Here is a 12,469-nt window from a genome sequence, read left to right on the forward strand (position 1 = left end):
AGGGACTTTCACCCATTAGATTACACCCATGCCGGGCGCACCCCCCTATCCGGCTGCGCCGGACTTCCCCCTATTCAGGGGGCAGAACAACCCGCGCTTAGCATAGAGCGACTTATGAGATTACAGCCTCGTGGAGCTTTGTTGTGCCCCCGCTTGCGGGGGAAAGGTGGTGCCGTCAGGCACCAAAGGGGGAAGCGCCGGAATGGTAAAAAGCACTTATGTCTCATATTCCCCATGTTCCCTTCTGCTGGATGGGCCGCCTTCGGCGGCATGGGCTCGCTCAGCTCGCCACCCCCTATCCGGCTGCGCCGGACTTCCTATTCAGGGGGCAGAATAACCTCTCTACGCTTGCCTGCGGTGTCATGCAGCACATATCCATAGTATTCCAGCCGGCAGCGGCAAAAAGAGCAGCCCCATGGGAGGGCTGCTCTTTTTGTATCAGTTGGTCTTATTGCTGTCGGACTCTGATGGTTTTGCGGCATTCTTGCCGGTAATCCGGTCAAGGAGTTTGTTTCCGGCGTTTTTATTATCTTTAGCCGCTTTATCGTCTTTCTTCTTGTCGTCTTCTTTCTTCTTGGCTTCCGCTTCTTTGGCTGCCTGGGCGGCTCTGGCTTTGGCCAGTTCGGCGCGGACGGATTCGGGGACGGAGAAGGACTTGGTCTTGTAGGCGGAGAGGGCCTGTTTCATGAAGTCTCTCCAGATGGCTGCAGGGACGGTGCCGCCGGTGTAGCCGGCGTTTGTATTGGTATCGTCGCCGATCCATACGGCGGTGACCAGTTCGGGGGTGTAGCCTACGAACCATGCGTCGTGTTCGTCGTCGGTGGTGCCTGTCTTGCCGGCTGCGGTGCGGCCGATGTAAGCGTTGCCGCCGGTGCCGCGGGAGATGACTTCTTCCAGGATGCTGGTGAGGCGGTAGACTGCATTTTCGTTGACTACCTGTTTGCCTTCCTGTTTGCCGGAGTGGTCTTCCAGCACGTTGCCGTTTCTATCTACCACTTTCAGAATGGCGGTGGGTTCGATGAGTTTGCCGTCGTTGGCGAAGACACTGTAGGCCTTGGCCATGTCGTAGACGGAGACGCCGTTGGTGAGGCCGCCGATGGAGGCTGCCAGGTTGTCATCATTTCTCTTGCCGTCTTTCACCAGGGTGGAAATGCCGCAGGCTTCGGCGGTGTCAAGGATTTTCTTCATGCCCACTTTATTGGCCAGGTCGATGGTGGGGATATTCATGGAGTGAATCAGCGCTTCTTCCAGGGTGACCTGTCCGCCGGAGGTGCCGCCGTAGTTTTTCGGGGTCCATCCGCCGCCGTAGGTTTTCTTTTCGTTGCTTACGGTATCGTAGGGGCTGAATTTGTTTTCAAAGGCAGTGAGGTATACGAAGGGTTTGAAGGCGGATCCCGGCTGGCGCACCATCTGGGTGGCGCGGTTGAAATGGTCTTCTCCCCGGCCGCCTACCATGGCTTTGATGTGGCCGGTGCCTACTTCGATGGACATGAGGGCGCCCTGGGGCTGGGTGAGTCCTTTGGCATCCTTGCTTCCTTTCGGCAGGTCTGCCTTCAGAGCCTGTTCTGCTTCTTTCTGCATGTCCAGGTCCAGGGTGGTATATACCTGGAGGCCTTCTTTGTAGATGGCGTCGGAGTCGTATTTATCGCTGATGGTCTGGATGACGTAGCTTACGAAATAGGACGCCGTGCTGTCGGTGCCTTTGGAGGCCTGGGGTTTGGCCAGGTGCAGGTCTGCTTTCTTGGCAGCCTGGGCGTCGGCTTCGGAAATATAGCCGTACTTGGCCATCTGGTCAAGCACAATGCCCTGACGGTACTTGGCCGCTTCCAGGCTGCGGAAGGGGGAGTAGTAGTTCGGGCTGTTGGGAAGACCTGCCAGCATAGCGCACTGGGGCAGGGTGAGGTCTTTTACGTCTTTGCCGAAGTAAACCCGGGAGGCGGTCTGGATGCCGTAGCATCCCTGGCCGAAGTAAATCTGGTTCATGTACATTTCAAGAATCTGTTTCTTAGTGTACTTGTTTTCAATCTGGAGGGCCAGTACCACTTCCAGGAGTTTTCTCTTCAGTGTCTGTTCCTGGGTGAGGAAGGCGTTTCTTGCCAGCTGCTGGGTAATGGTGGAGCCGCCCTGGCCGGTGGCGTTGCGGGTAACCACGTTGGCCCATACGGCACGGAGGATGCCCCGGGGGTCCACGCCGTGGTGTTCATAGAACCGCACGTCTTCTGCTGCCACGAAGGCATTCTGCAGGTTCTGCGGCACTTCCGTAATGGGCACGGGAATGCGGTTTTCCTCTGCATGGACGGTGGTAATGAGGCGGCCTTTATCATCGTAAATGCGGGATGAGGCGTTAGGCTGGATATTGGCGGTCACATCAGGGAGATGTTTGGAAACGGACACGAAAAAACCCGCCGCCGCTCCGGCTCCTGCAATCATGACGATGACCACAAGAAATACAAAAATCCTCTTCACAAAGGACGATTTCTTCGGCGGTCTTTCCCGTCGTATATCGGAATTCTTCATATAATACGCTCCTATATAAAATCACTTTCCCCTGCATGCCAGGAAGGCTATGCAGGCATATAGTCGCTTATATTATACCACAGGAAGAAAAAGGACGCTTTGCGTCCTTTTTCCGGGTTCAGAGGGTTCAAAGGGAAGGGTTCTTAGGATTGACAGGCCTTCGGCCTGAGGGTTCTCAGGTTTGACGGCCCGCCGGGCCGAGGGTTGTGGTATCGCCCTATGGGGCGATGAGTATATATACCGCCTCCGGCGGCAGTCCACAACCCGCAGGCCATTGGGTCTGTCAAACGCAAGCCCCCTTGGGCCGAAAGGGAAAAAGGGTTCAGAGGGTTCAGAGGGTTCAAAAGGTTCAAAGGGTTCAAAGGGTGGTGGATTGCCCTTCGGGCAATGTCCCATGTGGCCCCTCTGCCTAGCGCCCATAGTGCCCCCGCTTGCGGGGTGGCAAAGGAACTGGATTTGTAGGGGAGCATAGCGACCCGAAAATCCAGTGACATGCTTCCCTTTGGGTAAAGGTGGTGCCGCAGGCACCAAAGGGGGCAGCGACGGAATGGTAAAAGGCACTTATGCCTCATATTCCCCATGTTCCCCTTCTGCTGAATTGGCCGACTTACACGGTCAGCCGACTAAAAGGAAGGCCTCTTATTGGGCAGGCTAGAGGCCAACTTCGGCTGACTTGGAGGTCCTATGCAGGACCTCCACAGCCACCCCCTATCCGGCTGCGCCGGACTTCCCCCTATTCAGGGGGCAGAATAACCTCTCCATGCTTTCCTGCAGTGTCCCATGTGGCACAATGCCCCGCATCCATAGTTCCCCCCGCTTGCTGGAGAAAGGCCCGCCAAACCTGCGGGCGCAGACAGCCTCACTCTCTTCCAAGGGCCAGTTTCATAAATTCCCCTCTCAGGGCGCTGTCTTCTTTGAAGGCGCCGGAGGAGGCGATGGTTCTTGTCTTTGTACCGGGCTTCTTAATGCCCCGGGCGGTCATGCAGGAGTGTTCTCCTTCGATGTAGACGATAATGTCCGGGGAGCCGGTGACCATTTTCATAATGTCCCGGATGTCGGTGCCGATGCGTTCCTGAATCTGGAAGCGCTTGGATACGGCGTCGGCAATGCGGGCGATTTTGGAAAGGCCGATGACCCGGCCGTGGGGGATGTATCCTACGGCGGCTTTCATGTTGTACATGAGGGCAATGTGGTGTTCACAGTGGGAAAAGATGGAAATATCTTTCACCACCACCATGTCGTTTTCCGGGGTGGCAAAGGTTTTTTCAAATTCCCTGGCAATGTCCTCATTGGACACGGCGGTGTAGGCGAACTGTTCCGCCATCATGTCGGCAAACCGCTTCGGTGTTTCCAAAAGTCCTTCTCTGTCCGGGTCGTCTCCCACGGCTTCGATAATCAGCCGGGCTGCCTGTTCCAGTTTTTCCAAATCCATATCAAACGCCTCTCCTGTCCGGGTCCCATATGATTTTATGAAGCTGCACCTGGACCCGTACATCCTGCAGCTGATGATTTCTTACATATTCCACCAGTTCATCCGGCCGGATCCGTCCCCATACGGGGCTTACAAAGAACTGGGGATGATGGTTCTTCGGGAAATGGTGATTCACGATTTCCTTCATTTCATCCAGATCCTCTTCAGAGCTCACCACAAATTTCAGCACGTCCTCTTTCGTAAGGAGTTTGAAATTGTCCGGATTCATATGGGATTTCATGCCGCTTCCGCTGCATTTGAAATCCATGGTGTAGAAAACCCCTTCCGGCCGCTCCCGCCACAGGGGCACGGCACCGTTGGTTTCTATATTGATGTCATAGCCTTTTTCTCCCAGCACTTCGCAGAGATGATGAAGGGGATGAAGCATGGGTTCCCCGCCGGTGATGGTGAGGCGCTTCCAGGGAAACGCGCGGATGCGCGATACCACTTCCTCCTCCGTCAGCGCTTCCGCCGTGTCTTCCAGTGTAAGGGAATAGGCGGTGTCGCAGTAGCTGCAGCGAAGGTTGCAGCCTGCCAGACGGAGGAAAACGGCCATGAAGCCTGTCCTTTTCCCTTCTCCGTCAATGCTGTCGAAAATTTCGGTCACATGGAAGAGACCGTCATCGTAGGCATAGTTATTTCTCATAGGTAGCCACGTTTCCTTCCGTTTCCTGTACGGAAACGCGGATGCAGTGGGGAATATGGTCGCAAATCCACTTGGCCATGTTCTCTGCGGTAGGGTTCAGGTCGCCCAGCACATCGTTAATAAGATGGTGGTCAAACTGGTTCACGATTTCCTTGATTTTGCTGAAATCCACCACCATGCCGTTCTTGTCCAGGGTGTCATTCTGCACGGTCACCGTGATGATCCAGTTGTGGCCGTGAAGGTTGGTGCACTTGCTTTCATAGTCCAGGTGCAGGAAATGGGCACCGGAAATTTCCATTCTTTTGGTTACAGTAAACATGTATTGTTCCTTTCATAATGGGGCCGCTTCGCGGCCCGGGTCCTGCGCCCTTTGGGCGCAAAGGGGCGCGGCTTCGCCGCAGGTTGTGTAGAAGGGTTGTGTAAAAAGGTTCTTAAGATTGACCGGCCTTTGGTCCGGAGGGTTCTTAGGTTTGACAGCCCCTGCGGGGCTGAGGGTTGTGGTATCGCCCTTACGGGCGATGAGTATGTATGCCGCCGAAGGCGGCAATAAAATGGCGCCGAGAGACGCCCACCTCGCCAGCGATATTATATAACTACCCTGGGCGCAGCCCTCAAACAGTCCGGGAGTCGGCAGCCGGTCCCGGACAGAACCCTGGCAGCCCAGGGCCGTAAGGCCCGTCGGCTGCCTCAACCCTCGCGCCCATATGGGCGTCAACCTTCGGGAATACTGTCGAGCGCCCGATTGACAGCTAATCCAATGCCGGATCTTTGACTCCGTTGGCGGCGAAGGCGGCGGCCCGGTCTATGCAGGTGCCGCAGGTGCCGCAGGGTTTGTCTCCTCCTTCGTAGCAGCTCCAGGTAAGTTCGTAGGGGGTCTTCAGTTTGAGGCCTGTGGCCACTACGCCGGCCTTGTTCATTTCCGCGAAGGGAAAGACCAGGTGCACTTTGCCGTAGGTGCCGATGCGGATGGCTTCTCCCATGTGCTTGAGGAAGGGTTCGCTGCAGTCTGCATAGGCATCGCCGGCGGCATCGTCGGCGTGGGCACCGATGTAGATGTCCACGTCATCGTCTTCAAAAAGGGAAGCGGCCAGGGAAGCGGCGGTGGACAGCATGAGGCCGTTCCGGAAGGGCACGTAGGTGGACACTTTTCCTTCTCCGTTTTCCGCAATCTGCTGGGCATAGCTCTTGTGTACGATTTCCTCGGTGGAATTTTCCAGAAGAGAGCAGTTGGAATACTGAAAAATCTGGGACAGGTCGAATTCATAATGCTTCAGATGGTAGTACTCCGCCACCTTCCGGGCCGCCAGGATTTCCTTCTTATGCTTCTGCCCATAAAAAATAGAAGCAGTCACAACATTGTCTGCTCCCAGTCTGTCAACAGCCAGGGAAACGCAGGTGGTAGAATCCACGCCTCCGCTGGATAATATAATCGCTTTTTTCATCTTTCCTCCTGTTTTTTAGAGTTGGTTAACAGATGACAACTGAGAAATATAAATATAGTGTATTATAGCACTCTTTGGGGGTGGGGTGCAAAGGGAAAAGGGCTGCGGAGCGGCCCGGGTTCAGAGGGTTCAGAGGGAGAAGGTTAACGGGGCTTTGCCCCGAGGGTTCTTAAGGTTCTTAGGTTTGACGGGCCCTGTGGGCCCGAGGGTTGTGGATTGCCGCTGCGCGGCAATAAGTTTTATATGCCGCCTGCCGGCGGGCTGTTCAGCCCAGAGTATCCATGTGCCTTGCTGCCGGGCGCCCCGCGCCACTTCGCGGCCCTCTCCCCCTGAAAGGGATTGCAAGGGCATTGCGGTCAGCGGTCAGCGGTCAGCCGATAGCCGATAGCCGACAGCCGTTCCCTATCCCCTCCACTTTCTGAAGAAATCTTCCGCTGCCTTTCTAAGATACTTTCCCGGTTCTTTCATGGCTTTTTCTATCTCTTCTCCAGACGATGCCCCACAGACGGAAAAAGCGCCCTGCTCCAGAAGGGTTTCCCATCCCTCTCCCAGGGAACCGGAGAGGACAGCACAGGGGACGTTCCATTTCCTGCAGCGATTGGCTATGGCACCGGTGATTTTTCCTTCTCCGCTCTGGCCGTCGCTTCTTCCTTCTCCTGTGACCACCAGGTCTGCGTCCTGCAGATATTTGTCAAAGCCTGCAATGCGCAGCATTTCTTCGGCTCCCGATACCATGCGGCCATGCAGGAAGAGGGCCAGGGCGGCGCCCAGACCGCCGGCAGCGCCGCTTCCGGGGATGGCGTCTGCATTCTTCCCGAAGGTTTCCTCCAGTATATTCCTGTAATGCACCATGCCCTTTTCCAGTTCTTCCACCATGGCAGAGTCCGCTCCTTTCTGTGGTGCGAAGGCCCGGGCCGCGCCCCTTTCTCCGCAGAGGGGATTTTTTACGTCGCTCAGGACGATGACCTCCGTTTCCGCCAGGAGGGGATGGCGGCGGGAGAATTCAATCGCTTCCACCTGCCTAAGGGAGGCGCCCCTCCCCGGCAGCTCTCTGCCCTCTTTATCAAGGAAACGGATGCCCAGGGCTTCCATGGCTCCCATGCCGCCGTCGCAGGTGGCAGAGCCGCCGATGCCCAGGATAATGGTGCGGGCTCCCGCTTCCATGGCGCGTGCCATCATCTCGCCGGTGCCAAAGGTTGATGTAAGGAGAGGGTTTCTCTTTTCTTCAGGGACCAGCATAAGTCCTGAAGCTTCCGCCATTTCCATAATGGCCCGGTTTCCGGAAAGCCTTCCGTAGAAAGCATTGACCGGTTCTCCCAAAGGACCTCTTACGGAAAGAAATACCTTCTCTCCCGCTGTGCACTGAAGCACCGCCTCCACCGTCCCTTCGCCGCCGTCGGCCATGGGAAGGACGTCCACAGAAGAGGCAGGAAAGACGGACCTGGCCGCCTCTTTGATGATGGTTCCCGCCTCCAGGGAAGAAAGGGTTCCTTTGAAGGAATCCGGAGCTATGATGATGTGCATGATGGCTCCTTTCGTAATGGGCCGCCGGGCGGTCCTGCGCCCAAAGGGCGCACAAGGTTCTTAAGATTGACCGGCCCTTTGGGCCGGAAGGTCCTTGGGTTTGACAGCGGCTGCGCCGCTGAGGGTTGTGGATTGCCGCTGCGCGGCAATAAGTTTTATATGCCGCCTGCCGGCGGGCTGTTCAGCTCAGAGTATCAATGTGCCTTGCAGCCTCGTACACCCCCTCGCCACTTCGTGGCCCTCTCCCCCTGAAAGGGGGCGCAAGGGCGCTGCGGAGCGGCCTTGCGGAAAGCGGACAGCGGCCCCCTATCACTCCAGCTCTCCAGCTCACCAGCTCACTATCTCACTCATCCACCGGGTGGATACCGTGGATTTCTTTAACTACCCTGTGCAGGCGGCAGGGGCCGTAGGAGGAGAGAATCTTCAAAAATTCATCCCTTTTTTCTTCGCTTTGGAAGTGGGCGTCGATGAAGACGCATCCCCCTTCCGTTTCATAGCAGTGAAGGATATGGTACTCCGTGGTGTGGACGAAGCGGTAAAAATCATCCATTCTGCCCTCGCAGGGATTCAGGGTGAAAAGGCCGTGGACGGTGTAGCCGAAGACGGGGCAGTTCACATTCACCGTATACCGCTCCACCACCCCCAGGTCCTGCAGCCGTTCCAGCCGGTTCTTAGCGGCCTGGCCGGTCATGTACACTTTCTTTCCCAGCTCCGTCATGGATATGCGGCTGTTTTTCTTCAGTTCATTGATAATCTTCCTGTCCGTGTCATCCAGTTCCTTAGAAATCACTGATACCGCCTCCTTTCTTTTCCCCCCTATTATATCATCGGGAGAAAAGGATTTTTCACAGCCGCCTTCCATTTCCTCCCGCCCCTGTAAAAAATCTATCAATTCCCTGTAAATTCCTGTTGGCAGGAGAGGCCGAAATGGTATAAAATATAAACGACCGAGTTTTGAGAAGTCTGTGATGAAGGAAAGGGGGGACATGATGACATATTTCTATCCCGCCATATTTGAACACCATGATAAAGACGACATGTTTACCGCCGTATTTCCGGATCTGCCGGGCTGCCAGGCCCAGGGCCGTTCCATGGATGAGACGGCAAAAAAGGCAAGGGATGCCCTGGCCGCTTCTCTTTTGGAAATGGAAGAAAAGGAAATTTCCATTCCCCTGCCTTCCGATGAACGACTTCTCCAGCGCCGTCTGAGACATGCCAAGGTGTGCGTCATGCTGGTAGACATGAATTCCTACCGTGCCTTCAGGGCTTATAAAGTGAAAAATGCAGAAACCAAATCCGCCGAGTGGGCTGCCTCTGCCAGAAAGGGCAGAAAGGCCGGCTTCTTCGCCCGGGTCTTTGGTCTGAGATAATATAAAAGAGCAGTGAAAAGAAATTTCTTTTCCTGCTCTTTTTTGTATGCCTTACAGGGCTCTCAATATGGTGCCGCCGCCGATGAGCCTGTCATCGTCGTAGAATACCACGGACTGGCCGGTGGTGATGGCCCGCTGGAGTTCGTCAAATTTCACCACTGCCCGGCCGTTTCTTTCCAAAGTTACCGTGCAGTCATGAACCTTGATACCGTAGCGGATTTTCGCCTGGCAGCGGAACTCCTCCGCCGGCGCCTCACCGTCGGTGAAGTGGAGTTCGTCCGCCAGGAGACGGGTGCGGAAGAGATCATCGTTTTCTCCTACCACCACCTGGTTCTTGTCAGGGCGAAGGGCCGTCACATAGAGCGGCGTCCTGGCCGCAATGCCCAGGCCCTTCCGCTGGCCGATGGTGTAGTAGGGAATGCCCCGGTGCTGTCCCAGCACCCTTCCCTTTTTATCCACAATATCCCCCGGCCGGAAGGCTTCGGGCGCGTGGTTTTTCAGAAATTCCACGTAGGAGCTTTCGCTGGTGAGGAAGCATATATCCTGGGACTCCGCCTTGTTATAGGTGGGCAGCCCCTTTTCTTTGGAAATCCGGCGGGTGTCCTTTTTGAAGGTGCGGCCCAGGGGGAAGATAATGTGGGCCAGCTGGTCCTGGGTCAAATGGTACATCATGTAGGACTGGTCCTTGCCCAGGTCGATGCCCTTGTGCACTTCATATTTCTGCCGCTCCGGATTGTAAAGAATGCGGGCATAATGGCCGGTGGCGAAATAGGGAGCGTCGAAGGCCTTCCGCACTTCGTCATAAAAGAGGCCGAACTTGACCTTGAAATCGCACATCATGCAGGGATTGGGAGTCATGCCCCTGGCATAGGCATCGATGAAATAGGAAAGCACATACTGCTGATAGGCCTCCCTCACATCCACTACCTTGAAGGGAATGCCGATGAAATCGGCCATGCTTCTGGCCCCTTCGATTTCCTCATCCTGTCCCTCAAACTGGTACATGGTAGCACCGCAGACCTCGTACCCCTGCTCCAGAAGGAGCCGGGCAGTCAAAGTGCTGTCCACACCGCCGGACATGGCTACAACTACTTTCTTCTTTTCTGTCATTTGAAATCCTTTCTCGAAAGGCAGTGCTGCCTTCCATAAACCATCATTCCGGGAAATCCCGAAAAAATCGCATCGGAGTGAAAGTCCGAAGGATACTCATTCATTATATCATTATGGGGCAAGGGGAGGAGGGCCGCCTGCGGCGGCCCGGGCTCAGAGGGTTCGTCCCCTCATTTTATTGTCCCCCCGCTTGCGGGGTGGCAAAGGAACTGGATTCGTAGGGAGTCGTAGACGACTGAGAATCCAGTGACATGCTTCCCTTTAGGAGAAAGGTGGTGCCGTCAGGCACCAAAGGGGGCCGGTCCAAGGGTTCAGAGGGGGCGCCCTTTGGGCGCAAAAGGGGCATAGCTTCGCCATAGGCTGTGGCCTGCTGACGCAGGCAGGTTGTGTAGAAGGGTTAGGAAAAAGGTTCTTAAGATTGACACCCGCTGCGCGGGCGAAGGTTCTTAGGTTTGACGGGCCCTGTGGGCCCGAGGGTTGTGGATTGCCGCCGAAGACGGCAATGAATTTTACAGGCCGCCTTCGGCGGGCTGTTCAGCTCAGAGTATCAATGTGCCTTGCAGCCGGGCGCCCCCGCGCCACTTCGTGGCCCTCTCCCCCTGAAAGGGGGCGCAAGGGCATTGCGGTCAGCGGTCAGCGGTCAGCCGATAACCGCCCCTATTTCTTCATTTCCCACAAATACTGATTATATTTCTGCTGGTAAAATTCCGCTTCCTTCTTTTTCCGCCAGTTGTCCCGGTCTTCGCAGATGGCCAGCATTTCATCGGCGATTTCTTCGGTGCTCTGGGGCTGACTGTGGGAGAGGTAGCCGATCATGCGGATCATGGTGTTTTCGCTGCCCAGGTTGTCCGCCACCAGGGCGCCCAGTTCCCGGGGATGGCCTTTTTCTTCCACCAGTTTTATGATTTTGTTTCGTAAATATTCCAGATCCATGTTTCCTCCTCAATGGAAAACAGCATAATACAGGGTCAGCAGAAGGAAAAGAAGGAAGAAGGGCAGGAAAAGGGGCCATTTCTTTTCTTTTTCTCTTTTGACTTCGGGAATGCGGGAAATGGTGGAGGGCACGTTCTGCCAGGAGGGGCCGCCGGCCATCCTTTCGGGCGCAGGCCTTTTTCCCCCTGCCATATCCTTCCTGTCTTTTTCCGCCTGCTTTAAAAGCGGCGGCCATTCCCGGAAGAGGGGAAGAAGGGTGTCTGCCATTTTCCTCCCCTCTTCCTTCCGTCCTTTGTCCCAAAGGAAAATCACCGCCTGCCGCACGCGGCGAAAGGGGGTATCCATGGGCCAGGAGCCGTTTCTGATACACAGGGGCTCTGTCAGTTTTTGCAATGCGCGAAGGGTGTCCTCCGCCAGAAGAAGCCCCTGGGGAAAATGACGGTCTGTCAGGCGGAGGCTGTAGTCCAGGTCTCTTTCCAGCTTCTCCCGCTCCCCGCGGCTCATTTCTTCATAATCCATTTCCAGCATCTGCCAGGGAAAGGACTCCTTTTCCCCCGACAGCTCTGTGAGGAGTGCAGCATAGGCGGAAAGTCCCATACCCTTTTCCGCCTTGTGGGACGCTTTTGCCAGATGAAAAGGAAGCTCCCGTTTCCACATTTCCACATGGGAATCATTGCGCAGGAGAGAGAGGCCCGCCTGCCGGCGGTCACCGTTAAAAAGGGCAGAGACTTCAGCCGGCCGGATATGATCATAGGCGGTGCAGATTTCCTTCAGGAGGAGGCGGACATTCCCGTTTCCGTAAAAAAGACCGTTAAGTGCCAGCACCACCCTGGACAGGGGCGAAAGGGACAGGAAATCGGAGGGCCGGAGCCCCTTCCCATCCACCGTCCGATGGATAAGTCCATAGGCCTCTTCCTTTGAAAGTCCCGGCAGCCAGAAAAACTCAGCGCCGCTCCGCTTCACGCTTTTCTGCAGGATATAGGCTGCGTCCATAAGACGTCTCTTTTCCCCGTCCTCTTCAGCCATATGCAGTTTTTCCTGAAGCGCCTCCCCTATGCGCTCCGCGCTGTCCGTGGTATGAAGCCCCAGCAGGTAAAAAGGGTTGTCTTTGAAAAACAAAACCGTCTCCTTTGTGAAATCAGATAGATTATATTGTTTATTATAATACAGGATTTGCTGCGCGGGGAAGGTTCAGAAAGAGAGGGGCCGTTTCGCGGCCCGGGTTCAAAGGGTTCGGCCCGCCGGAAGCGGGCTGGTTCAAAAGGTTCAGAGGGGAAGGTTAACGCCCGCCCTGCGGGCGAGGGTTCTTAAGGTTCTTAGGTTTGACGGGCCCTGTGGGCCCGAGGGTTGTGGAAAGGGGCTGTGAAAAAATGTAAATCATTTTTTCACAGCCCCTTTTTGATATCAGCTGCCGCAGGCAGCTGACCCCTTCCGGCTCGCTGCGCTCGCCACCCAC

General features: G+C 55.7%; 11 protein-coding genes. 1 reads left to right on the forward strand and 10 read right to left on the reverse strand.

The genetic code is table 11. From position 1 onward, the window contains the following. Window positions 1-438: 438 nt before the first annotated feature. The 7 genes from Q0482_RS00075 to Q0482_RS00105 form a co-directional block, all read right to left on the reverse strand. A complete protein-coding gene (locus Q0482_RS00075) occupies window positions 439-2,517 on the reverse strand; it encodes a PBP1A family penicillin-binding protein (protein WP_299141873.1) in 2,079 nt (692 codons plus the stop codon). Window positions 2,518-3,376: 859 nt separating this feature from the next. Continuing rightward, window positions 3,377-3,949, reverse strand: a complete 573-nt coding sequence (gene folE / locus Q0482_RS00080; protein WP_299141875.1) for a GTP cyclohydrolase I — start codon at window positions 3,947-3,949, stop codon at window positions 3,377-3,379. Between the two features lies 1 nt (window position 3,950). Beyond that, window positions 3,951-4,634 (reverse strand): putative 7-carboxy-7-deazaguanine synthase QueE, encoded by a 684-nt coding sequence (gene queE, locus Q0482_RS00085; protein ID WP_299141877.1) that lies wholly within the window; start codon window positions 4,632-4,634, stop codon window positions 3,951-3,953. Next, on the reverse strand, window positions 4,624-4,953 hold the full coding sequence (gene queD, locus Q0482_RS00090) for a 6-carboxytetrahydropterin synthase QueD (RefSeq protein WP_291057323.1): 330 nt from the start codon (window positions 4,951-4,953) through the stop codon (window positions 4,624-4,626). Before queD ends, queE begins: the two co-directional genes overlap by 11 nt. A gap of 430 nt (window positions 4,954-5,383) precedes the next feature. Then, a complete protein-coding gene (locus tag Q0482_RS00095; RefSeq protein ID WP_299141880.1) occupies window positions 5,384-6,076 on the reverse strand; it encodes a 7-cyano-7-deazaguanine synthase in 693 nt (230 codons plus the stop codon). Between the two features lie 402 nt (window positions 6,077-6,478). Further along, window positions 6,479-7,600, reverse strand: coding sequence for a glycerate kinase (locus Q0482_RS00100; protein ID WP_299141883.1), 1,122 nt, complete (start codon window positions 7,598-7,600; stop codon window positions 6,479-6,481). Window positions 7,601-7,943: 343 nt separating this feature from the next. Beyond that, window positions 7,944-8,390 carry an Lrp/AsnC family transcriptional regulator gene (locus Q0482_RS00105; RefSeq protein ID WP_299141886.1) on the reverse strand — a complete coding sequence of 149 codons (447 nt, stop codon included), beginning with the start codon at window positions 8,388-8,390 and terminating at the stop codon, window positions 7,944-7,946. 196 nt (window positions 8,391-8,586) lie between these two features. On the opposite strand from Q0482_RS00105, the gene Q0482_RS00110 reads away from it, so the two are divergent. Then, window positions 8,587-8,970, forward strand: a complete 384-nt coding sequence (locus Q0482_RS00110; protein ID WP_299141888.1) for a type II toxin-antitoxin system HicB family antitoxin — start codon at window positions 8,587-8,589, stop codon at window positions 8,968-8,970. 51 nt (window positions 8,971-9,021) lie between these two features. Here the strand turns inward: Q0482_RS00110 and mnmA are convergent, their stop codons facing one another. The 3 genes from mnmA to Q0482_RS00125 form a co-directional block, all read right to left on the reverse strand. Further along, the gene (gene mnmA, locus Q0482_RS00115) at window positions 9,022-10,080 is read right to left on the reverse strand and encodes a tRNA 2-thiouridine(34) synthase MnmA (RefSeq protein ID WP_299141890.1); all 1,059 of its coding nucleotides are present in this window, start codon (window positions 10,078-10,080) and stop codon (window positions 9,022-9,024) included. A gap of 657 nt (window positions 10,081-10,737) precedes the next feature. Next, a complete protein-coding gene (locus tag Q0482_RS00120; protein WP_299141892.1) occupies window positions 10,738-11,013 on the reverse strand; it encodes a hypothetical protein in 276 nt (91 codons plus the stop codon). Window positions 11,014-11,022: 9 nt separating this feature from the next. Beyond that, window positions 11,023-12,132, reverse strand: coding sequence for a hypothetical protein (locus Q0482_RS00125; RefSeq protein WP_299141895.1), 1,110 nt, complete (start codon window positions 12,130-12,132; stop codon window positions 11,023-11,025). Window positions 12,133-12,469 lie beyond the last annotated feature (337 nt).

It is taken from the genome of uncultured Dialister sp., assembly GCF_937959425.1.
Lineage (GTDB): Bacteria > Bacillota > Negativicutes > Veillonellales > Dialisteraceae > Dialister.